At 40.9% G+C, this 23681-nt stretch carries 26 protein-coding genes; 4 read left to right on the plus strand and 22 right to left on the minus strand.

The features are described 5' to 3' along the window. Positions 1-45: 45 nt before the first annotated feature. From MWL85_RS05040 to MWL85_RS05065, 6 genes are all read right to left on the minus strand, one after another. Entirely contained in the window at positions 46-1224 is a 1179-nt protein-coding gene (locus tag MWL85_RS05040; RefSeq protein WP_244401694.1) for a toxin-antitoxin system YwqK family antitoxin, read from the minus strand. After that, positions 1221-2015, minus strand: coding sequence for a toxin-antitoxin system YwqK family antitoxin (locus MWL85_RS05045; protein ID WP_244401695.1), 795 nt, complete (start codon positions 2013-2015; stop codon positions 1221-1223). The genes MWL85_RS05040 and MWL85_RS05045 overlap by 4 nt, the downstream gene beginning before the upstream one ends. After that, positions 2012-2869 carry a toxin-antitoxin system YwqK family antitoxin gene (locus tag MWL85_RS05050; RefSeq protein ID WP_244401696.1) on the minus strand — a complete coding sequence of 286 codons (858 nt, stop codon included), beginning with the start codon at positions 2867-2869 and terminating at the stop codon, positions 2012-2014. The genes MWL85_RS05045 and MWL85_RS05050 overlap by 4 nt, the downstream gene beginning before the upstream one ends. Beyond that, the gene (locus MWL85_RS05055; protein ID WP_244401697.1) at positions 2866-3507 is read right to left on the minus strand and encodes a hypothetical protein; all 642 of its coding nucleotides are present in this window, start codon (positions 3505-3507) and stop codon (positions 2866-2868) included. Before MWL85_RS05055 ends, MWL85_RS05050 begins: the two co-directional genes overlap by 4 nt. Positions 3508-3587: 80 nt before the next feature. Further along, positions 3588-4394, minus strand: a complete 807-nt coding sequence (locus tag MWL85_RS05060; RefSeq protein ID WP_244401698.1) for a hypothetical protein — start codon at positions 4392-4394, stop codon at positions 3588-3590. Positions 4395-4447: 53 nt separating this feature from the next. Then, positions 4448-5227, minus strand: a complete 780-nt coding sequence (locus MWL85_RS05065) for a hypothetical protein (protein WP_244401699.1) — start codon at positions 5225-5227, stop codon at positions 4448-4450. A gap of 129 nt (positions 5228-5356) precedes the next feature. On the opposite strand from MWL85_RS05065, the gene MWL85_RS05070 reads away from it, so the two are divergent. Then, positions 5357-5614 (plus strand): hypothetical protein, encoded by a 258-nt coding sequence (locus MWL85_RS05070; protein ID WP_244401700.1) that lies wholly within the window; start codon positions 5357-5359, stop codon positions 5612-5614. A 2-nt stretch (positions 5615-5616) separates the two neighbouring features. Here MWL85_RS05070 and MWL85_RS05075 read toward each other — a convergent pair whose 3' ends face one another. The 4 genes from MWL85_RS05075 to MWL85_RS05090 form a co-directional block, all read right to left on the minus strand. Next, on the minus strand, positions 5617-6417 hold the full coding sequence (locus MWL85_RS05075; protein ID WP_244401701.1) for a hypothetical protein: 801 nt from the start codon (positions 6415-6417) through the stop codon (positions 5617-5619). Between the two features lie 104 nt (positions 6418-6521). Then, entirely contained in the window at positions 6522-7772 is a 1251-nt protein-coding gene (locus MWL85_RS05080) for a toxin-antitoxin system YwqK family antitoxin (RefSeq protein WP_244401702.1), read from the minus strand. Between the two features lie 96 nt (positions 7773-7868). Continuing rightward, positions 7869-8669 (minus strand): hypothetical protein, encoded by an 801-nt coding sequence (locus MWL85_RS05085; protein WP_244401703.1) that lies wholly within the window; start codon positions 8667-8669, stop codon positions 7869-7871. Further along, positions 8666-9703, minus strand: a complete 1038-nt coding sequence (locus tag MWL85_RS05090) for a DUF7222 domain-containing protein (RefSeq protein ID WP_244401704.1) — start codon at positions 9701-9703, stop codon at positions 8666-8668. The genes MWL85_RS05085 and MWL85_RS05090 overlap by 4 nt, the downstream gene beginning before the upstream one ends. 644 nt (positions 9704-10347) lie before the next feature. Between MWL85_RS05090 and MWL85_RS05095 the strand changes: the two genes are divergently transcribed. The 3 genes from MWL85_RS05095 to MWL85_RS05105 are packed head-to-tail and all read left to right on the plus strand — an operon-like array spanning position 10348 to position 11623. Further along, positions 10348-10923 (plus strand): poly(ADP-ribose) polymerase family protein, encoded by a 576-nt coding sequence (locus MWL85_RS05095; protein WP_244401705.1) that lies wholly within the window; start codon positions 10348-10350, stop codon positions 10921-10923. Further along, positions 10920-11231 carry a hypothetical protein gene (locus tag MWL85_RS05100; protein WP_244401706.1) on the plus strand — a complete coding sequence of 104 codons (312 nt, stop codon included), beginning with the start codon at positions 10920-10922 and terminating at the stop codon, positions 11229-11231. The genes MWL85_RS05095 and MWL85_RS05100 overlap by 4 nt, the downstream gene beginning before the upstream one ends. 5 nt (positions 11232-11236) lie before the next feature. Beyond that, positions 11237-11623, plus strand: a complete 387-nt coding sequence (locus tag MWL85_RS05105; RefSeq protein WP_244401707.1) for a protein-export chaperone SecB — start codon at positions 11237-11239, stop codon at positions 11621-11623. Between the two features lie 396 nt (positions 11624-12019). Here MWL85_RS05105 and MWL85_RS05110 read toward each other — a convergent pair whose 3' ends face one another. The 12 genes from MWL85_RS05110 to MWL85_RS05165 form a co-directional block, all read right to left on the minus strand. Continuing rightward, complete coding sequence (locus MWL85_RS05110) at positions 12020-12781, minus strand: nucleotidyl transferase AbiEii/AbiGii toxin family protein (protein ID WP_244401708.1); 762 nt, start codon at positions 12779-12781, stop codon at positions 12020-12022. Next, positions 12778-13344 (minus strand): type IV toxin-antitoxin system AbiEi family antitoxin domain-containing protein, encoded by a 567-nt coding sequence (locus MWL85_RS05115; protein WP_244401709.1) that lies wholly within the window; start codon positions 13342-13344, stop codon positions 12778-12780. The genes MWL85_RS05110 and MWL85_RS05115 overlap by 4 nt, the downstream gene beginning before the upstream one ends. Positions 13345-13497: 153 nt before the next feature. Continuing rightward, the gene (locus MWL85_RS05120; RefSeq protein ID WP_244401710.1) at positions 13498-14082 is read right to left on the minus strand and encodes a conjugal transfer protein TraO; all 585 of its coding nucleotides are present in this window, start codon (positions 14080-14082) and stop codon (positions 13498-13500) included. Positions 14083-14127: 45 nt separating this feature from the next. Next, positions 14128-15042, minus strand: a complete 915-nt coding sequence (gene traN, locus MWL85_RS05125; RefSeq protein WP_244401711.1) for a conjugative transposon protein TraN — start codon at positions 15040-15042, stop codon at positions 14128-14130. Positions 15043-15044: 2 nt separating this feature from the next. Further along, a complete protein-coding gene (gene traM, locus MWL85_RS05130; protein ID WP_244401712.1) occupies positions 15045-16214 on the minus strand; it encodes a conjugative transposon protein TraM in 1170 nt (389 codons plus the stop codon). Between the two features lie 18 nt (positions 16215-16232). After that, on the minus strand, positions 16233-16682 hold the full coding sequence (locus MWL85_RS05135) for a hypothetical protein (RefSeq protein WP_244401713.1): 450 nt from the start codon (positions 16680-16682) through the stop codon (positions 16233-16235). 30 nt (positions 16683-16712) lie between these two features. Beyond that, positions 16713-17357: a conjugative transposon protein TraK gene (traK, locus tag MWL85_RS05140; RefSeq protein WP_244401714.1), complete on the minus strand. Its 645-nt coding sequence runs from the start codon at positions 17355-17357 to the stop codon at positions 16713-16715. A 19-nt stretch (positions 17358-17376) separates the two neighbouring features. Beyond that, positions 17377-18978: a TraJ family protein gene (locus MWL85_RS05145; protein ID WP_244401715.1), complete on the minus strand. Its 1602-nt coding sequence runs from the start codon at positions 18976-18978 to the stop codon at positions 17377-17379. Between the two features lie 6 nt (positions 18979-18984). Next, positions 18985-19998: a TraJ family protein gene (locus MWL85_RS05150; protein ID WP_244401716.1), complete on the minus strand. Its 1014-nt coding sequence runs from the start codon at positions 19996-19998 to the stop codon at positions 18985-18987. A gap of 56 nt (positions 19999-20054) precedes the next feature. After that, positions 20055-20762 carry a hypothetical protein gene (locus tag MWL85_RS05155; RefSeq protein ID WP_244401717.1) on the minus strand — a complete coding sequence of 236 codons (708 nt, stop codon included), beginning with the start codon at positions 20760-20762 and terminating at the stop codon, positions 20055-20057. 26 nt (positions 20763-20788) lie between these two features. Continuing rightward, on the minus strand, positions 20789-23341 hold the full coding sequence (locus MWL85_RS05160) for a TraG family conjugative transposon ATPase (protein ID WP_244401718.1): 2553 nt from the start codon (positions 23339-23341) through the stop codon (positions 20789-20791). Beyond that, the gene (locus MWL85_RS05165; protein WP_244401719.1) at positions 23317-23658 is read right to left on the minus strand and encodes a DUF4133 domain-containing protein; all 342 of its coding nucleotides are present in this window, start codon (positions 23656-23658) and stop codon (positions 23317-23319) included. The genes MWL85_RS05160 and MWL85_RS05165 overlap by 25 nt, the downstream gene beginning before the upstream one ends. Positions 23659-23681: the final 23 nt, after the last annotated feature.

The raw sequence follows: 23681 nt of genomic DNA on the forward strand, positions 1-23681 counted from the left end.
AAACAACTTTATATCCTCCCTTTTTAATTCGTTATTATGTTCTCATCATTTTATTCCACTCTTCTTCCCCTTAGGTCTTATCGTTATTTTCTTCTTGCTGTCTTGGGTAGGCGGCTCTGTGAAGTGGTCAACTAGCTTCCCCGATTGTATAACCCCATCTTTATAAATGAATTGGTTTATCTTACCAAAAATTGGGGCCATCCTCTCACATAGCCCATGCTTCCCTCCCTCTTTATAGCTTTCTCGACTTAGTAATCTACCATCCTCCCACCACTGTTCACTGAGCCCATGTCGTTGACCGTCCTTGTAGTTTGCTCTCTCTTCTATTTTTCCGTTGGGGTACCACTTTTCACATAGTCCATCTAGTTTGCCATCTTTATAGTTCTCCCTAACCATAATTTGGTCTTCATTCCACCATGTTTCATATAGACCGTTGAGCACACCTCCCTCTTTATAGTTACAGCGTTTTTCTAATTGCCCACTTTCGTTCCATTCTTCTGAAAGACCACATGGTATTCCATTCTCATCTTCTTGTCTCACTGACATCAAACGCCCATTTTCGTACCACCGCTCACGAAGACCATCTTGAGATGAGCGTTCAAAATAAAGCTTATGATTCATTCCCCTCAGGAACTCAATCTCCCCTCGCTCAGGGTGAAGGTCTTTAGCTTTAATTCGGGATAATGTGGCTTGCTGTCCCTCATCCATATTCACCACTTCTGCTGGCCTTAGGTACTTTACCCTCTCCCCATCTTTATATAGTTCTCGTGTCAGCAATCCTCCTGTTGAATCCCAAGTTGTTAAAACACCATCTAGCTTGTCGTTCTTATATGTACCTCGTGAAAACATCAGACCGCTCTCATCCCTGTATTTCTCAAATAGACCCTCCTTCTTTCCCTCTTTATAAAACCCACGCTTAGCTAGCAATCCACTCATGTGCCTGACTTCCCGAAGGTCCTCTAATTTTCCGTCCTTATAGGTTTCGTTACAAAATAAAACGCCATTTGTGTACCAACTCTTATGTTCTCCATGCATTACATCGCCCTTATAAGTAGAGACCTCACTAAGCTGTCCATTATCGTACCACCTCTCAAAATGGTTAGAGGAGACACGCTCAAAGTATTCCATGCCAAAATCTCCTTTAACAAATTTAATCTCCCCTCGCTCAGGGTACTGGTCATTAGCTCGCAGCTCTTCCAAAACTTTTTTCTGTCCTCCCGTCATAACTTCACCCCTCCTTTCTTTTTAGACTTAAGGGTTATCTTCTTTTCAGACCCTATAGATTTTTCATTGATAAAGTGGTCAACTATCTTTTCAGACTTGAGAACCCCATCACTAAAAACCTTCTGTATCACAGTTTTATAACCTCCATAATACTCAAACAAGCCATCTTCCTTACCATTTTTGTAGTTTCCACGCTCTGCGAGCTTTCCACTAGGGTACCACCGTTCAAATTTCCCATCACTCTCTCCATCTTTATAATTTACTCTGGAGTATGGCTTTCCATCTTCATACCACTCCTCACAAAGCCCATTCAACTTACCTGCCTTATAGATTGCACGAACATCCAACTGACCGTTTTCAAACCACCATTCACGAACCCCTTCTAGCTTTCCATTCTTATATTCACTCTTTAACCTTAGATTTCCATTGGGGTGCCAACCTTCTAATGCTCCCTCCAATTTAGATTCAATATAGTAGCCACGAGATTTGAGTTGCCCATTCTCGAACCACTCCTCACAAAGACCATCTTTTTTACCCTCCTTATAGCTCTCCCGAACCACAAGGGTCCCATTTTCATTCCACTCTTGGCATATCCCATCTAGCCCTCCATCTTTGACTAAGCTCTTCATCCATAACTGACCATTATCATGCCAACGCTCCAAATGATTAGGCGTAAGACGCTCAAAGTACTCAAAGCCAAAATCATCTTTAGCAAGTTTAATCTCCCCTCGCTCAGGGTGAAGGTCATTTGCAATCAGTTCATCTAAAACCTTTTTCAATCCCTCCTTCATAACTTCACGCCTCCTTTCTTCTTAGGTTCTTGAACCTTAATCCGCTTTGGTGACTCCTTAGCCTCAAGTGGCAACAACTCAAAAAGCTGACCAGATTTATAAAGACCTCGTTCTTTTAATCGTCCACTTGGAAACCACTCCATACAAATGCCATTTCGGCTACCATTCTTGTAGAAGCTACGCTGCTCTAACTGACCATTGAGATGCCACCGCTCAACTAGACCCTCCCTCATGTCCTGCACGAAGGAAGAACGCTCTGACAACTGTCCTGTATCATACCATTTCTCGAAAAGACCACTAAGCTCTCCATCCTTATAATTGCAGCGTCTCTCTAGTCGCCCATTAGGGTACCGACTCTCCCATAAACCATCTTGTCTGCCATCTTTGTAGTTTCCACGACTCTCTAGTTGCCCACTCCTATTCCACCGCTCACAAAGACCCTCTCTTTTCCCCTCTTTGTAAAACTGGCTCTCTTGAAGTTCTCCGTCAGAGTACCAACGTTTAACGAGCCCATCCAACTTGCCATCCTTAAATGGGCGATGAGACAACAAAGAACCATTTTTATACATGCTTACCTCAAGGCCCTCTACCTTACCATTGAGATAGACACAACTCTGCTTCAACTGTCCATTATCCCAATAGGACTCATAAGGACCATCTAGCTTACCCTCTTTGTAGTTACACCTCTCAGCTAGTAGACCACTAGGGTACCAAACTTCACAAGTTCTGTCTCGCTCCAAACGGAAATAATAATCTTTGAGAAGCCCATCCATGATCAATTTAATCTCACCTCGTTCAGGATGCTCGTCATTAGCTCTTATCTCCTCCAATTTTTCCTTCTGTTCTTTTGTCATAGCTTCACTCCTCCTTTCTTGTTGTTTTTCATAGGGTCAACACTGTTGTCCAAATCCTTTTTCCTATTATCTTCAACCTTTTGTTCTATATCAGTTGTAAAAGACATGTTTTCCATCGCCTCACCCACCACCTTTGAGAGGTCAGAAGACGAACCATATAACTTCGCAGATGCCTCCGAATAAAAAGACCTCTCCTCAGGGTGGTAGTCATATTGAATACACCCATTAACAAGAAAAGGGTACTCCTCAAAATCATCAAGGGCGATCGATAGATCAACCAGCTCTTTCTTTCCGAGGGTCAAAGGACCATCACGAAAATCCTCTGTTATACCCTCCACTATAGTAGAGCAACTATGTGAAACCATATCTCTCCACACACCAAGAACCCCATCAGGAGAATAGGGGTTAAAATTCTTCATCTCCTTATACACATACCCCTCACAATCCCAAAAATCAACAAACTCATCAGGGTACATTTTTATTGCTTTCTCCCCTTCCGAGTAATAAATAACATCATCAGAGATAAAACTAGCTATCTCATCTGCTAATTCATATTTATCCTCAAACGACTCACCCTCATTGTCAAGTAGGGCATTAAACACCCTATCCTTACACTCATCAACAAAATTCTCCTTCATAATCTATAGTTATTTATTAATGCCTATTTATCTCCCATACACAACCCAAAAAGCACCTTCCAAAGGAGAGCCTTCTAATCTCATAATTTCAAACCCTTCTTCTTAGGTTCTTGAATATTGATTTGCTTTGGGGTCTTCTTAGAAGTCTCCAACGCTTTGTCCACTCCCTCCTTTTTTGTTTTTTCAACCTCCTGTGTCTGCTCAAAAGACTTCGATTGCTCTTGTTCAGGAGAGGGGAAGTACATTGGAAGAGCCTTAAAGACATCTTCCGCAAACCCCTCAGGGATAAAGGCAACCAACATATTCGCCACAAAGTCGGTGCCATAAAACTCACCAAAACTATCAATCGTCTCGCCAGTATTAACGTCTTCTACCATCATAGAATAAGACTCGCCATTCAGATACCCTTCATATACCTCCAGCTCTTGCTTTAAGACTTCTAATGAAGCCTCATGCAAGTCAGTGATGCCATAAGTATCTGCAAGGTGTTTTTGGTTTTCAGCTGTGAGGAAAGCGAATCCTATCTGACCACTATTCCATCTGTCATTAGGGTCAACAATGCTTAATGCTAGATGTGAATGATCTGTCATGTATAATGGCACCATCTCCACAATATCATATTCCTCTCGTAGTGCCTCCCCATACTCCTCCCAACTATCGTAATCTCTAACATTCAAGCGACAATCCTCATCGCCCAAGTCATACTTTCTATGAGAGCATGATAAGCTCCAACTATTCTCCCATTCTCTAGGAGACTCTGCGGTAGAGTCATAACCAATAGTCAACCTCTGACCATTATGGATCTTATCATACAATACATCTCTACTTCCCTCCAAGTCATAAAAAACACCACTCTCAGTTCTCTTCACATCTTCCAACTCACTCATAACACTTTTATATCATCATTCATTAAAAAAACCATCTGCTCAATCATCACTCTTTATAAGCCTCTTCCTTTTTTAGTCTCCGGCTTAGCTAGGACAATACTCTTTGCACTGCTTTGATCAAGACCTTGATCCTCTACTTCCTTTTCTTTGCCTATAATCTTATAGAGCAAGTCTTGGTCTATATAATCGATTGGACGGATCCCTGTGTCTTCACATCTGAATTCACAGAGTGTTTTAATCCCACAAAGCTGTTCACGCAACTTTAGATCTACCTGCATATTTAATAGGACATTTAGTTCTGTAGTATCTAAGTGGGTGATCTCTTTCCAATCGCTTAGCTTCTCTGATAGAAGTGGCATATAACCCATTCTAGGAGTAAAAGCCTCTTTAATGGCAGACTCAAACTTCGGAGAGTTCATCGCTTCACGATGCAGCTCCTTCAACTTTTGGGTGTTCAACCTCACCTTCTGAAAAATACGATCTGTAGAATAGTTGTAATAGGCAGGACTTGAGACCTCCACTTTTGCCTCAGGAATACTTTTTAATAGATCAGGGTAGACCCTATTTATACTATCTATATACTCCTCCATGTAACACTCGCTGATCTCCTGTTGGTATTTCTCTACATCTATAGAGCAGTATAGGTCACCTACCTTATCCAAATCACTTTCTGCCCCTTCATTGTCTAGCAACCAATTGATATCATCTTCTATGGAATCACTATTCCATAGGGACGATTCGTAGAAACCACAGAAGCCTAGTGCCTCTAGTTCAAACTCTACCTCACCTCCTTTTTCTAAAGTCACCTCATTAATCAATCCTTCCTTCTTCATAACCCTTGATAATTTTTATCCATAAACATATTACCATTGAGAATAGAAACATTCTAACTCTCACATTACAAATGTGACCAGTTCCCGTCCAACAAGAGCAAAAGACCCAATTGCCGCATGAGAATAAGGATGAAAAAGAGGAAAAGTAAGGGGGCGATTGGACAGATGAAAGAGGGTGAAGATCTCACATCTCCACCCTCTCTGCACAAAATCACTTATACTATGAAAATTTCAACCACTAGCACAAAAATACCTGATGTCACATGTACTACCCACTCTTTACAATTGCCGCATGAGGATGAAGAGGGAAAAAGAGAAAAAGAACCCCACACAACTCATAAAATGAATGTGTGGGGATGTGTACTTATGTTGATAATGCTCTATTAAGCTCACCTCTTCCTTTTTGCTCCTTTCCGTGAATGGCTGCTTCTTTGACTATTCTCTGTTGCTAGCTTAGAAGACTTATTAAATATGTGCTCATGCTTTTTCACAGAATGCTTTGGGACCATCTTATCTAACACTTCGGGGTCAATGTACAGAGTTGGTTCTATATAACTCTCCACACAAATCACCTCACACTCTTTATTGATGTTGTTTTTTGTTAGACTAGCGTTGTAGAGGTTTGCTGACAGATGAAGAAGTATATTTAGCTCTCTCATATTAAGGTCTTCAAGGTCCCTCCAATGTTCGAAATTAAGGGAAGGTATTTCAGCGGAGCTAGATCTAAGTACAAGATCGGGGTACTTTGCCCTCTCTATAAAATTCTCAAAGATAGGGTTCTCACAACACTGTTGATGTAGATCTTTAAGGTTATTCATATCAATCCTCACCCTTTGATATATCTCGTCTGTATTAACGGATATAGTTTGTGGACTCACCATTTTAACCTTCTCATCCTCTATCTCCTCAATAATTGGCTTAACCATATTAATACAATCAATATAAGCTCCCATATAAACTTCGTTCATATCAGCCTTATATTGTGCCACATCTATAGAGGAATATAAAGTCTCAATATCCTCTTCTCTAATTCTATTTTCTTTCACCCCATTGATTTCTAGCTTTGAACGTGTCATATCCCATATATAATCGGGGTCCCATAACACTGAATTATTGTAACCACAGAAGCCAATGGCATCTAGTTCAATAGTCACATACCCATCATATATCAATAGTTCTTCTACCTTCATATCACTACAAATAAATCATATCACATAAAACATCAATAATAACTCTTATGGGAGAGATAGCATCCTACTAGGATAGCAACCTCTCCACCCTTCATTAGCCGTTTTTATATCTTTCGCCCACTTCTTTTTTTCTTATCATTCGGAGCAAGGCTAATGGACTTCTTCTTCTCATTCTTATACTTTGAAGCAATTTGCTCCATTAGGTCAGGATCTACATAAGATTGCAACTGCACATCACTTAGAATTGCATGTTCAAAACAACACTCAGTTATATTATAAAACTTAGTGTTATATGGTGAGCTCAGATCGTTATTTAGATTCGCATTAATGTAAAGAAGATTATTGATCTCCAATGGACCAAGAAGAGCCAAATCGTCCCATGGTTTGTCTGGATTGTCCAACTCCCGCCCATCAATGCTATTAAGGTGAAATGGCAATTCATAATCACCTTTTTCAAGAGCTTTGGGAAAATTGGGGTCAGCTATACACGCTGCATGCAATTCCTCTAATTTAGCAATGTCAATAAGCACTTTCTGATAAAGCTCGTCAGTGCCGAAACCGTATAGATGAGCAAGATGGATCGGCTCACCCTCTATTGTCTCCACAAGGTCAGGATAGGTTTCATTAATACAATCAATATAATAGCTCATTAGAACCTCATTCATATCCTTAATATATGCCTCCTCGTTAACAGAGTCGCAGAGAGCATGGACATCGTCATTAGACACCTCTACCGACCAATCTCCGATCTCTTCTTTAAGATCATCTTGTACGATGTCAAACAAACTGTCGTAGCACAACAAGTTAGAACCATAGTAACCGCCAAATCCGAGGAGGTATAAATCAATCGGGACCTTCCCATTTACAGGTTGTTCTCCATTACAAGCAAACTTATAATCTCTTACAATATCCATATCGTTTATTTCTTCAACACTATCTAAGCCTTCACCATTGACATCAAAATGATTACGCACTCTACTGACACTTGGGTTATAAGCAGGATCAATGATCACTTGGTTCTTTCCCATCTCAATACCATCGGGATATTCAACCCTACCCTTATATTTTCCATTCTTGTGCCAACTCTCTCTTGAATACATAAAGTTTTCTTTGCAGTAAAAGCGCATGGAGCGTTGACCATTCGGGTACCAACTCTCTTGTAAACCATCTCGCTTGCCATTCTTATATTGGCAACGATTTAGCTTATTCCCATTCGCCCACCAACTCTCATAGAGACCATTCTCCTTGTTACCTCTCTCAAATATCTGAACCTCTCTGTTAAAAGTGATCTCTCCCAAATCGGGAGATGGGTCATTTTCTTTGATCCTACTTATTATCTCATCTGTCCACCACATAACACTATCGTTTTACAACCTTCAAACTACATCTAAACCTTTACAATCTCTCAACTATCCTCTTTGTACTTACACTACTTCGCCACAAATCACTCGTTACACCTTTCTTCCTTTTCCTTGCTTCTTATCAATAGATGGAAGGTTAATGGACTTCTTCTTCTCATTCTTATACTTTGAAGCAATTTGGTCCATAAGGTCAGGATCTACATAAAATTGCAATTGCACATTGCTCTCAAAAGCACAATCAATACAATACTCAGTTATATTATTATAACGAAGTCTATTAAACCCATTATTTAGATTAGCATTAATGTAAAGAAGATTATTAATCTCCAATGGACCTAGACTCTCTAGCTCATCCCACGGCTTATTGGGATTAGTCATTTCCCGCCCATCTATACTATCGAGATGAAATGGAATTTCATAATCGCCTCTTTGGAGGGTATTATAAAAATTGGGGTCAGCTATACATGCTGAATGTAACTCCTCTAATTTAACGATGTCGACAAGTACCTTTTGATGTATCTCATCAACATCTATACCGGGTAGATAATGAAGAATAGTAGGCTCATCCATTATCGTCTCAACAAGGTCAGGATAGGTTTCATTGATACAATCAATATAATAGCCCATTAGCTCCTCACTCATATCCTTCTTGTATGACGCCTCGTCAACTGAATCACAAAGGACACGCACATCGTCATCAGACACCTCTACTGACCAATCTCCAATCTCGGCTTCAAGGTCAGCTTTTACAATATCAAATAAGGCATCATAATTCATTAATTCAGAACCATAATAACCACCGAATCCGAGGAGGTACAAATCAATCGGTAGCTTCCCATTTACAGGTTTCTCACCATTACAAGCAAAATCATATTCTACTGTAGTATTCATAACTTAACTCCTCCTTTCTTCTTAGCTTTTAGAGTTATATTCTTAGGTTCCTTGTCAACTACTGTCTTAGCGACAAGCTCCTCTTGGCTTAATTCTTGGTCCTCTTCGTGAAAACCAATGTAATCTTGGATAATCTCTGTAACCTCTTCCATGCCACCCTTCTCCATCACCTCGTTTGCCTCTTCTAGGCTTATATCCTCTACATTATCAAGAACCCTTGTATAAAAGAAATCTTGGAAATCATCTCCTATGCGATGGGCGACCTCCTCTACAACAAGCCGTGAGAGATAATGGAACCTAGGATCATCCAACGACAATGGCTGACCAAGCTCCTCTTCTATCTCTTTAGCGAAGCTCTCAATATCATCCATATATCTCAAGTAAAAATCCTTCGTTTGAGAGTAATAAACGAAGTCTCCGAGCAAATCACCAGCACCGAATTCAGAAAGATCATTGAAAAAGCTCTCGCCCCTATCATAGTTCCTGATACCATCTTGAAGGGACTCTTTCACCTCATCGCTGAATGAATAGTCATTCAACTCCATTCGCTCCATTAAGTCGTCTAGGGTGTCCCAGATAGACTCCAATACAAACTCCCTTGGGTCAAATTGGCTCCTCGCTTCTGCTCTCTCACGTAGCTCAGCAGCGTGAGCTTCCAACATCTTTTCAACCTCCTCTTTGGGGGCGAGTTGATCAGGACCAACGATTCCCGGAGATGTCGCATAAACTGGCTCACCCCAAAGCCCATTCTCCCCGATAGGTGTATGCTCCCAAATATCGGGAGAGAGCCCTCTTAACTTAGTCACCCTCGGGCCCTTCTCAATACCATGATGGTACTTAGTACAAAACTCAAGGGGACCTTCTTTGGTCCACTTCTGATAAAAGCCATGTAGTCGTCCATTCACGTCATAACCATAACTTCGTTCTAACTTATTAGTCGCTTGGTCATAACAAACTACTTCCACCTCACCCACCTCATTGGTTGTCTCTCTATACACCAATAAACGCTCTTCTTTTTGCTCTTCTTTACTCATAACAAAACATCCTCATAAACAATTCACATCTCTACCACGGTGGAACCACACCACCTTTTGACAAACATAACCGTATCACGAGAGGTGACCCCGACTCGCCTAATTGCCGCATAAGGAGGAATATGTAAAAAGAGGAAGAAGCAAATAGGCAAGGGGGGCGATAGGACAAACGAAAGAGGACAAAGAACTACATCTTCGCCTTCTCTACACAAATAAAACTAGAAAAAAGAGTTGCTACAAAAAGTAGTCACTACTCAGAGATACTCAACATTCTCGCAATTGTCGCATACGATTGAGGACGAAAAGCAAGAGGGTGCAGATCTCACATCTCCACCCTCTCCAAAACAAAAATTCATAAAACTGTATACCTAGACAAGTAAATACATAGCAAAGGTAATGAGCGAGACCGAAGCGAGCGAGGCTCACCTAATTGCCGCATAAGGGTGATGGAAAAAGAAGAACGGAATTTGCAAGGAGAGCAACATCAAATACCCACATTTTCAATCAAAGAAACTTAAGAAGCAACTTAGAATAGGCAAAATACGCTCTATGTAAAATAGATGTTGTATATTTGTGGTAGGAAAGTGGATTATTGCATCCAATCGAAAGATTATATACAGTTGGTTGTTTCTATTATTTGATGAATGAGTGTATTTAAGTCAAAAGGGTTTCATGGGACTAGCTATGAAAGTGCAAATAGCATACTCATTAATGGGTTTAACATCTCCGTTGGAGATGATGAGTGGCTCGGCGATGGAGCTTACTTTTTTATTGATGGTTTAGAAGACCCACAAAAAGCAGCGGGTCAATGGGCATGCGTGAATGCATGGGACAACAAAAGTCATCAATACCGATATAACGAATATGCCATACTAGGTGCTACAATATCTACAGAAGAGTCTAATGTGCTAGATTTGAGAGAGCAGAGAGGTTGCGAAGTATTTAAGTATGTACTGCAAAAGCTAGAGACAAAACTGAAAAACGAATACAGAAAACGTAAAGTGATCTTTATTGATGGGCTTGTAATAAACGTTGCAAGAAAATATCTTTTTCCGGATCTTGTTGTTTCAATAGCGAATGTATATATTAAACTTACGAAAGAAACTAGGATCTATAGAGTCAATAGGGTCTCTCAAAACTGTACTATTTGTGCTGTATATTCACCAAACGAGATTGTAACTGATGTAAAAATTGTAGAAAAAGGAGATATACCAATATGAGACTAGAAGATGTAAAAGATAGAATAGATAATTTCTTTGATCAAATCTCAAGCGAGGAATTATTTGATATACTTACAGAGGAATTTGGATTTCCTGTGGAGTACTCTAACGATGGTCTATTTGAGGTAGCATCGTCAGGTCCCCTAACAAGACAATATGAACTAGATAGAGATGCAAATGGTCATATTATCAATGTACCCACAAGCAAAGTTAATTACATCATTTATGATGATGTAGATGGCATTAAGAGGTGCGAGAATACCTCATTTGAAAGGAACAATAACGACACGACTCCCTTTGCGGCATAAAATATATGAACATTCAATTAAGAAAATGGAAGGTTGCAAAGTTGGACTTGCAACTTTATAACCAAGAAGATAACACCGAGGAAGCCAACCGCTCTTTCAAATTTTCTTATAAGACAGCTGGTCTACCTCGGAGCAAAAACTCGTTCGTTGTTTCTTTTGAGGTCAGTATTATAGGTCAAGACTTCAAGATGGATTTGCTGATGGACTTCTTTTTTGTAACAGATAACGATCTTAATGACAAGTTTTTCAGCTCTCCATTTGCGAAAGTAAATGCCCCAGCTATAGCCTTTCCATATATCAGAAGCTATATCTCTAACCTTACAATGCAATCAGGTTATGAGACAGTTGTACTCCCCTCTATAAACTTTGTCAAACTAACAGAGGACAAATAACATCTTACCATCTTATTTTTTGAGAGGGCGTATATTATCAAGTCTATGTTGAGATAAACATGCCTCTTTACATTTAAGACAAGAGTCTCTAAACTCCTTCATGGAGGGTCCTACTAACCCTAGTGCTTTAATCTCTGCTACATCTTGTTCCAGTTGTTCCCTTGATACTGTATCAAGGTACTGTTGCATTAAATCAACTATCTTTCCCATATATAGTCAATTAATGGTTGTGTGCCTTTTTTCTTCTTATACATATCTAAAGACACAACAAAGATAACAAAAAAAACAAGTGCCGAAACATGGGAGATTAAGAGATACCAAAAGCTTACTCTCTCTTCACATGAAAAATATGAGAGAAGGGTTATGACAAAAGTAGGCTAAATATGATTTTCACAGTTAACGCTTTAATCCCCTATTTCCTTTAGGTGGGGTGATTGCTATACCCTTTTTGAATCTCAGCTTTACTCTTTCTGCACTTGCCCTTCTCTGAAGAGAGCTAATCGTCTCAGAAAGTAAGTGTGTACGACACCATTTTATTTCATCTGGCTCCAATAGAGGAGCTAAAGCAGAGAGTATTCTATTGTTAGGAAACTCCTCTAAAATTTTAATATCCACAGCCAGTTGTTCCAAAAGGGTACGTCCCTTTCTTTTCATTATAATCTCTTCATTTGGAAAAACATCTCTCTGTTCAAAGAAACATATATCATATATATCTCTTGTAGCAATCCCTGTGCGTTCTTCTAAAGCGATAAGCTTATGAGCGTACATATCTGACAACGACATAACATTAAGAGAAAAGCTATCAAACGTAAGGGTTTCAAATTGCTCTCCCCAATAGCGATTGGAAACTTCAATCTTTAAGTTCCAAAAACCACTACCATAACTCAAAACGACTTTAGGCCCAAAGAAGCCTAGGTTACTATCAACTATCTTCCCATACTTACTAGCAATAGTAAGTATGCGTTCATAAACAAAACGCTCTTGCTCTTTATCGACCAAAGTAAAATCCAAGTCAACGGAGAAGCGTTTTATTTCATGAAAAAACATCAATGAAGTTCCACCTTTGAATAGCAATAGTGGAGATAATTTCTTGTCCGACGCTATATCTCGGAGTATATCATATAGATACCTATAATGTTTATCAGTCGTTGCTGTCATAATGACAATATTGTTGAAACACGCTCTGTTAAAGCCTTGTTGTTATAAATTGGAAGTAGATCAAGAACCTTTTCCACGTTTAATGGGTCTATGTTCTCATAGGTTCGCCACTTATCAACATAGCATAGGTCGAGAAACGCACGCTCCACTGTAGCTATCGTATAGTTTGGATTAGCAATCTTACCCCTCCTATTTATCAGAATGGAAGTTGAGAGCTTCCTAAATAGAAAAACTTCACCAGAAGGATTAAAGATATGCTTTGGTTGGTACGAGGCGAGTGTTATTGAATTATCGTATTGAAAAATGACACCATGCATCCTAAGTACTGTCTCCATTGATATATACGAAGGCACTTGAATCTTGCAGGCGAACTCTAAAGGATCATACGAAGGTAGTGCATACACACCTTGTCTTAACCTGAGAATATCACCGCCTCGCACTAATCTTGACAATCGATTGGGCAAGACAGCAGCAGGATAAAGACCTCTGGTCAAAAGTCTTATCTCTTGAATGCTGAACACAGTCTTTCCAGACCGATATAATAATCCTACTATCGTTTCCATATTGCAAACATAAGCTATTATTACCATATATACAAATATCGACTCGCATTTCAAGACCATACAAAGTTCCCCATAAAGACATAAAGGAGCCCGACTGCATATCACAGAAGGGCTCCTACAAAGAGATAAGACAAGACAGACTACAACAAACTGTTAGAACAGCACCTTGAGTCCACCTTCAAAATAGGGTCGCACCACTGTGTTTGTAACCGTTCCCCAAAGGAAATGGGTGCCCAACCCCATTGTAACAGCTAATTGCGTTGTTAGGTAAATATCTGAATGCAAACCGACTTTTCCTCCATAGATAAAAGCTTGCGTCTTATCTAGGGAGTTATCATCTGGTAGCGTTTTATCACCCTTATTCAAAAGCTCATAACCTAGACTTAGACCTGCAAATCCATATAGGTTAAAGGTCCTAGCAAAGTCACCAATAATAAAGAGGTTATACCCTCCATTAGCGACAATAGTCATATCACTAATAAAAAATTCCTTTTTGGGAACATTGTTCTGCTCAAAGTCAAGACCGACAGACCAATAGTTTCCTCCTTTAAGAAACTGGGCATACTCCACACCAGCTGTAAATGATTCTTTGGTATGAAAGGGCTTGCTCCGATAGGGAATACCACCTTTCACAGACACCATTTTAGTTCCTACAAACATCACCTGAGCATCTGCCTCTTGAGAGACAAATGGTAGTAATGTCAACGCAAATAGAATAATACAAAATACCTTCTTCATATCTTTTTTTCTATGATTTCTCTCCTTGGAAAAAGGAGAACTGAATTAATTTATCTTCCTAAAGTTATCTAATTCTCTCGCCTTCAAGAGGTCGTTGCCGTCAACAATCATATTGAGGGTACGTCCACCATTTTTCTCAAACAGTGAAATCTCCAACACCTTACCATCAGGCATTGAAAAGATAGGAACAGCAAAAATAATATTTGCTGACCCTGAGCCATTCACTCGTTGCACTAGGTTATGGCACCTTACAGGAGTGATAATCTGCTCCTGCATAGCACTACGCTTAGCTAGCTTTTTGTCAACCACCTTAAACCCAATATAGTCAATAGGGTAGCCTACCTTAGAAGAGTTCTTTACGAAGAGGTGGAAGTAGTACATACCACCGTGATAATATAGTGCCTTTAGCTGTAGCTGAATGCCATACTTCTGAACACCTATATGGCGGAAATAGATGCGGCCTCTCGATGCTATATACTTCATTGCAGCATCTACCTCTCTGGGGCTCTCTCCATAAAGGTCACTCGTTTGAATCCCAATGTTATTTTGAGGTGTTGTGAGATCTACGTCTTGATTAGCATAGCTCTGCATCTCAATATTCAACTTTGGTGGTTGGTGGTTATAGCGAACATTATAGTTATAAAACGAGCCATCCTCGCAGACTACACTTAGATTGGTCTCGTCCTTGAAATACTCTGTAACTGCTTTCACCCTCAATATGTTTTGAGCATCAGCAGGCACATCTGCCGCTATATTTGAAGTTCCGAGGTCCACATAAACCACTGGACTTGGGAATATAATATGCACCGTTTTAATAGCACTCACCTCTAGGTAATAGGGGACTATCACTTGGTCAGAGGGGATGCCTCTTGTAGATGCCCTATTATCTTGAGCATGTACAATTAAAGGGGTCATTAAGAATAGACCCAAGATAACTGACGATATTTTTCTTATCAACATAATCAACTATTTTTATCATTCATTAAAAATAACTTATAACCAGACCGAATGGTCACCGTAGGAACTCTCTGTTTGCCCTTTAGCATACTACCCACTCCTGCTACGACACCTCTAGTAACAATCCCTGCCGCCGCATCCTTGGCAGAGCTATTCATCGTAAAACCTTGGGAGGCACTAGTACTTGCCTGTAGCAGACCATCACCAAGTGCTGACGCTGTCTCACTAGCAGCTTGCACTATATCGCCATCAGGGACATAAATACCCCTCTGTGCATCAATATCATAAACAGAAAGCTGTACCTGCATGATACGACCCTTGTACTCCACATTGCTAACAACCACATTAAGGCGATTACCACTAAGTTGCACGATGCCATTTACAATCGTTCCTGCCCTTAAAACAGTGTTACCTGCATAGGCATCTTCTGTGAGACGTATAGGTAAGATGTCCCCGTCCTTCACTGTGATCGTCTGTTGGACGGTCGCTTTTAAGGCATTTCGAAGAACACCTTGCTCCTCTTTGTCCTTTGAGCTACCACCATGAAAAGGAGACTTCGTAATTCCATCTCCACCTAATAGAGAGACCACCTCGCCACGTTTTGCTGTAACTTGTAGCAACTGCTTTCCATCACTAGATTCGGTACTACGCTCGGCAGCTTGAACTCGCTGTGCCATCTCATTATTGTCTGAGACACTTTGCTCATACAGCTCCTTATACGTGTTCACCTCTTGTCTGAGAGCTGACTTCTCCTCTTCGGCTTGTTGCTGTACCATCTCTAATGCAAACTGATCGTTATTGCTTTGATAACGCTCTTGAAGCTCTAAAATTCGCAACATACGCTCATTATCAGTAGCATCATCTGTTATACTCACATCATATCTCTCTGAGATCTCGTTGTTGGCGGTTTCCATCCGCTGCGACTCAAAAACAGAGGAGAGGGCTTCCTCCTCCTCGGTCGGTTCTTTCTCCGGCTCTATCTTATTGTCAATACCCTTGCCCATAATATCAATAGTCTTGGCATTAGGCAAATCCTCTACCACGCTAGAACTAGTAGGGTCCCTATCGCCATCAGAGACGAATAAGGGTCGTACAAGAACATATACTATGCCAAGTGCCATCAAAATTAGCAGGATAAGGACGATTAGATTCTTCTTTTCTTTCAATAAATCCATATCACCACTATTCTTTAATTAGTTCAATTCTTCACCATCAACCTCAATCGTATTGCTATAAGCGTCAAAAATATCATCTCCGCTAGTAGTCTCATCAAAGCCCTCTAGGAGGTCATCTGGCACAACACTTCCATCTTCCAACATTCTTGCTTGAGCCTGAGCCTTCTGCTCCTCGAGCTGCTTCTGAATCATCTCCTTCTCTTCTTCCAATTTCTTACGCTCGGCCCGCTCACGAGGGTTACCCCAAATTGCATTGTAGGTTTGAAGACCTAGCCCAAGTAGGATCAAAGCCAAAAGGAACCAAAGCAACTTGTTCACATGTCGTTGCGGGATAGCATCTGAAATCTTACGAAATAGGTCTGGCTTCTCTGCAACGCCCTCCTTCACATCTTGGGTATCGACCTGTTGCTCCAAACCCTTCTCCTCCACACTCTCTAAACTCTTTGTCTCTTTCTCTTTTTCCATCATAATCGTTCTATTAATTAAAAGTTATACGTATTAAAACCTATTGAAACCTCTTCTCTCAGTGCTGTTAATCTTGCTATTATCAAGGACTCTAAACTGTGTCAGCATGAACCCACTAGGATTATTGTCACTACGAACAACATCTACGAGCCCACCCTCACTGACAAAGTTTCGTGTCTCAAGCAAGCTAGCCCTAGTGATACGCTGTTTGCCATAATACCTCCATGTGTAAGGGTAACTATCCATATTCACCTTGATAGAGTCACAAATGATGGTTTGTATCATATCACCATTCACGATACGCTGATAATAACCCTTCTCTGCGAGGTCCGAATAGTAGACGTAAGCACTATTGTCGGCCATAGCAATCGCACTATTAAGATTATTGTTAATAGCCTTATCATCTGGTGTAAGGGTTAACAACAAATCATGAAATCTACGGACATGCTCTCTTGCCTCTATTGGGCGACTCATCTTAGCATCTTGATTGGTAGCCAGCATCATACTTCCAGACTTGTCTAGGACGTAAATGACACGTTTTGATTCTTGCACCTGCATATAGCTATACATCAAGGCACCAAGACAAACAATCAAACAAAAGAAAATAAATGTAAGCGTATAAAAACGCATCTTTTTGTAGTTCGTCTCCAAATTAGGGAGGATCTTAAAGTCTGCCATATTAATACTTAGTTTTTGGTTATAGTTTATTTATTAATCTTGTCTGTCTCTTTGTGGGTACCAGAGGGGTATGCCAGCCATCAACCTTGCTTGGGTCAATCGGTCCTCTAAAGCCGTCCATCTCTGCACCTCGTTGAAAGCCCTTGAAGAGCATTCCTCTGAACTCCTTACTATCCTGCTCTCTCTTCTCAGCATTTGTCAATTCAAACTTGCCATCACCCTTATATCGACCTTCCTTATACCTATCTACTAGCTCTTGTTGGTCGGGGCTCAAGCGTACACCACGGCTCTTCATTGCAAGCAATTGCTTAGCTTGTTTACGCAGATCTTTCTTCTCGGGTTTGTTGTTCTCAGCAGCAAACCGCTCACCCTTCTCCACTCGCATTTGAGTGAGCCCCTGCTTATATTCAGTAATGTCCTTATAGGTAAAATTACCATGCATCATAGCTCTAGCAATATCCACTGTGCCACGACCCGCTCTACCCACCTTATCTCCGACATATTGGGTTGCTCTATTAATACGACCATTGGAACCTGTCCTCTCCCCACTCTTGGTTAACTTCTTATCCCAAGTCTCCTCGAACGAATTGGTGACCACACCTCTACCAATTCCCCGCATAACACCTGCTCCAAGACCTCCGGCAACTGCACCTGTAACAGCAGAGGTTTTCATTGTCGACTTTAGCATCGCACTATTTAAGTTGCCAGCACCTCCTCCCGATACAATATACTCGCTGATCTCAGGTATTTCGAAATAGAAGTAGCTAACCATGATAAGAGCCAAGAACATCACCAAGGCAGCATCAAATGAATCTCCAAATGAGCTATTCATCTTAACAATAATGAAGTTGTTAAGGTATCGCAGAAGATTCGCCATAGCTGGCCAAAGACCAACAGAAATGTAACGAGCCACCCAATCCCTAAAACTACTTTGAAGGGGTGTAAATTGGCTCAATGCCAATGTGACTGGACCAAAGATGGCTAAGAAAACAAGGTAGAAACGGCTCATCATGTTTATTATGACATAAGCTATTCCCCCTAGAAACTCTGCTATCCACGCAAGGGCTGGAAAAAGAATATCATACTTGAAGGTCAAAATAGCCTCTCCAATCTCCTGTTGAAAGTACCCTTTAGCCCCCTCAAAAATAAATGCACCAATACTTTTAAGCAAGCTCTTTTTCTTCTCATTTTCAGCCTTTTGTTCCTCTAGTTTCTTCTTGCCCTTCTCCCGAGCTTGGTCAAAGGCAATCGTCTCGACCTTCTCCGTCTCATACGTTGATTTAACTCCATTGCTAATACCACTAAGCGTTTCATTTAGGAGAGAAGTTACAACACTGAAATTCGTAATGACAAGGGCAATGCAAATAGGGCGAATCAATGGATAGAGATCTATTGGTCTATTGGATTCTATCATTGGCAATAGAACCTTAGCTAGGTAAATAATAATACCGATGCTAGCCAATACAACAGCAAAGTCTTTAATAGGGTCTAACAGCCCCCAAACCGTATTATCAATCGAATTAAAGACGTTTGTAATGAAGTTGTCCGCACCATCAATAGTGTCTCGAATGCCACCATTGATAACATCACCAATATCCCTTGTCCCTTCTGTAGCACTCATGGCGTCTTAAAATATCTTTTTCACAATATTCTTTGCCGTTCCGGTAGAATTACCTACGCCACCACTCTGAATTATAAAGCTTGCTAGCGAGGGAACCTGCAAGTAGAGAGTAGCTGAAAACAGTAACAATAATATTGAGACGAGAACAGCCGAGAAGGTGGGTTGGAGATTATTTGCGATTGCCATAACTATCTCATTGATGATAGCTCTGACAAGCGAAGCCAACCCCGGCCAAAGACCGACTGACAAAAACCTCGCTAGCCACTGTGACGCTGAGCCAGCAAACATCTTAAACTGGCTCAAGCCGAAGCTTAATGGACCAACAATAGCCAAGATAACAAGGTAGAACTTACTGAACAACATAAGTCCCAAGTAGATTAACTGCCCTAACATCATCGCCAACCATGCAAGAGTAGGGATCAGCAGACCATACACACCCTGCATCCACAACCATGTCCAAAAGTTTGAATCATCTACTTTTTCAGCTTCAACTTGCCTCTTGGTCAAATCTTCGGCGACCTGAATACTCTTATTTGGCAAATGGATAAAGCCATAGTCATCAACTGGCATCTCGGTACCATAATAGTTATATGTTCTTTTGGCATTAGGTGGAGGAACAGATACCGTAATTGGGGTATCAGAATTTGATCGCCCTGTCATCTGGTCCACTTTATCCATAAACGTAGAGAAGTAACTATTAACATCTTGTGTTGGAACCATCTTGCCGATGGCATTACCTAACCCTGTACTTATCTCACTACCTGCCTTCGTCAGTGTAGTAAAGTTTGCAATCACCAAAGCAACAAATATTGGCTTTAGAAGTGGATAAATCTCAATTCGCTCTGACCGCTCAATCATCGGTAGCAGGACGGAAGCAAGGTAGACAATACAACCAATACCCGCTATGACGGTACTCAAGCCGATCAACAGATCGGCAGAGTCCATCATATTATCAAAAACCTCATTCAGCGAATCTGCAATGGAGGTAACCCCACTATCTACAAAATTCTCGCTAGCCATAATAAATTCTCCTACCTCTAAAGCCAATAACTCTCACAATACTTTTGCCACTAAGACTAGAGCCGCATATTCAGGAAGCTCTCTCGGAATGCAGCATCCTTTACCCTATTCTCGTGTCTTAGCTCTGCTCTCTTAACATAAACAACGAGGTTTCTCGCTGATCCGAGCACCATTGCTTGTTCATCTGATAGCTCTTTCAGCATCTGTAGTCGCTCGTAGTCGCTCATCTTCAATGTGCCATTCTGGCTAACAAGGCTGTAAAGCTTTTTCAGGTGGTTAAAGCTATACTCTTGGATAGAGACGGCATTATTCAATACATACTCGTACTCTGCTAAAGTCAAGTACTTACTTCTTGAAGTCAAGTTGATAGCAGCACCACAATATCCTTGGATGTCACGTGTATGTCCAATGAAATTAAGCATATCACGATAGTCCTGAACACCACCGCTAAGAAGCTTTAGGTCATTGTAGTAAGTGTTGGTCGCCCTCCACAAACTATCAATGTCATTATTCATACCACCACAGATCTCGTTAAGTCCTGCCAGCTTCTTGTCCATTGCACCTGTTCCCTGCAAGATCTCCTTTACGACCTTAATCATCGCAGCATTTTTAGCTGTCTTTGATGATATTCCCAACAACCTTCCAAGCCCACCAACAATTGCCTTTCCAACCTCATAAACTTGGGCATTTGCCACAGGGACTGTAGCTGAATACCCTCCCGTAAACAGCAACAGCACCAACATAATTTGTCTAAACTTTTTCATAATCATACCCTTCTAAAAGTTAACTATTAATACACTTCTCTAGCCCTTTTCTCCTCGTCTGCACTAGCGAGGTTATAAAGAGCTTTATCTATATTCCCTTCACATAGAGCAAGCTCCTTCTTCACCTTTTCCTTCTCGCTACTCTCGGTCGTATAGGCATAGTACTCTGTTCTGCTCACCTCTGTAGCATAAACAGCTCCTACACTCTCACCAAGTAGGATGAACACATCTTTTGATGGGTTCTTACCCTTGATCTCTACCTTGCCTGTATTGATGGACAGTACCTGAGCAATCTGCTTTTCGTTAAGTCCTAGTAAGTAGGCAATTGCATCAAAGTGTTCTGCGAACTTACCCATGTCAAGCACTATCTTACAGTCGCTGTTGTTTACGATGGTGTCTTTCACAACTTTATTGCCTACAAGGTCGGAGATGTTTTGTGTTACTACCATCGCCTCGCCATAGAACTTACGCACCGTACGATACAGATAGGCAATAAAGTCGGCCATATTACCATTCGCTAATGCACTCCATGCCTCCTCAATGACAATCACCTTACGAACGCTCTGTGGCAATCTCCTCATCTTATTAATGAACATCTCAGTAATAATGATGGTGATGATTGGTAGTAGCTCTGCGTTATCCTTGATCTTATCAATCTCAAAGACCACAAACCTCTTTTTCAACAAATCGATATTGTCATCACTATTAAGAAGGTAACCGAAGCGGTTATTCTTATAGTATGGTGTTACCGTAGTTAAAAAGTTATTGAGGTCAAAGTCGTTATCATCTATATAGACATCGCTCGTCTCCATCACCTCACGATACTCTATATGCATGAAATCATAGAAGGTATCAAAACATGGACGAATGTGACGGTCCTCTGTCACAAACTTGATATAGGCATCTACAGCACTTCCCATCACACTACGCTCTGTGTTGGTGATAGGGTCGGAGGTGCCCTTCCAAAGTGTGAAGAGTAACATCACCAATGAGTTTTTCTTATCCTCACTATAGACGTAGTCGTCTGTATAGAATGGATTAAAACTCAATGGGTTGTTCTCATCGTAGGTATAGTAGATACCATCTTCGCCCTTTGTCTTGATATTAATGATCTGGCAAAGGTGTTCGTAGCTATGTCCTACGTCCACAATCACCACATGGGATCCTTGCTCGTAATATTGTCGTAGCATGTGGTTCATGAAGAAGGACTTCCCAGAGCCCGAAGGTCCTACAACAAATTTATTTCTGTTGTTGATGATACCTTTCTTCATCGGCTCATCGCTGATGTCAATATGGACAGGACGCCCTGACAAACGCTCGCATAGCTTAATACCAAATGGGGAGAGGCTATCTCTATAGTTCGTCTCTATAGTCATTAAGCAAGTGGCATTTGCTAGAAAGCAGACAAAGGTATCTTCTGGGTCTAGGTCGGAGCTATTCCCCGGAATACCAGCCCAAAAGAGTTGTGGAACGGTGTGTATCTCTCTATATGGAGTGATGTTGCACCTTGCTAATGCCGCTGAAACCTTGGCATTATTACGAGAACGATCATCATTACTCTTCGACAAGCTCAGCACATTGACGTGAACTCGCACAAGCCGTGCCGAATCCGCTCCTTGAGCCTTTAAGAACTCTGATAGGGACTTAAGGCTTTCCTTATTACTTCCTCCAAAATTGGACAAGCTCGTTAAGCGATTCTTCCTCTGTTCTAGCTTTGCCAAAACAGTCTGTGTGTCCTCAAGGAAGATATACTGGTTTACTATATGGTCACAAGGCAACAGAAGCCCAATTGGGCTCAAGAAGGAAAGGTGCTGTTTATGGGAACCCACCGAGAACATCTCGTTCTGAACAGATGAGGAGACCATATTTGGAAGCAGCTCTATATCTGCTACGCTATGAGCATCTATATAGTAATCCCCTACTCTAACACAGTCGGGCATCAGCTCTATATCTGTTGGTGCAATATCTTGATAGAGAGTGAGGTACTCTTCAAGAATCCCCTTCTTCATTGGGTGCCCCTCTTCTGAGAGTGTCTGCCCTACTAGGTCATCACCTTTAAGTCGTTTAATATCCATCAGCCCTGACTCCTTAAAGATCTCCTCAAACTGCATGAGCTTATCTGAGAAGACTTGAAGCTCTGACATATCAAAGGCATTGAATGGCAAAAGACGCTTCTGGGTCAGTGATGAATAGAGGGTTGTGGCCTTGAAGTTTTTTCTATTGCATTTTGTAATAAATAGATAGCACTTATGTTCTTGGTAGGGTCTTGATAAGAAGTGTTTCTCAAAGGCCATATCAAAGTAGGTGTACTCCTTCTTGCTGAAATCAACCTCGTACTTCTTGCTGATAAAATGGTCTTGCTTATGAACGATAGTCAAATCTGGTAGAATATTGATAGAGCGTTGCCAAATAGATTGGACTCGCTCGTAATCAACTTCCGACAGACTGAATATCTCTGGCAATGTGACTTCGTAGCAAGCTGTAAACGTTGCCCGCTTACTGATTAAAAAATCACTCTCCACTGCAATGATTGGGAAGTACTCTTCTAAACGACCTACTTTTTTTGTTGTCTTGAACATAACTCTAAATGTGCTAACCTCGTAGGAGGGGTAATCCCACCTACTATTACATTGGGAACTTTCTTACTCGCAATACTCTTAGAAAGACCACCACGACCATATTTTCTCGAGATTCTAACCACCATATAGGCAAAGGCACCAAATAAGCTCATAGCAATTAGAAGTCCAAAAAAACCAGCCCCATAAACGACTGATGCAAAGAGGTAGCCCCCTACGGTTACGAGCAGACCGCCAAATAGGGCTAGGGCATAAGTAAAACTTAAACCCCAAACACGTATCTGACGCTCTGCTCCTTTATATACTGAAACCTCTAACACAACTTTGACCTCCCATTATTGCT

This window comes from Porphyromonas somerae, assembly GCF_022845615.1.
GTDB lineage: Bacteria > Bacteroidota > Bacteroidia > Bacteroidales > Porphyromonadaceae > Porphyromonas_A > Porphyromonas_A somerae.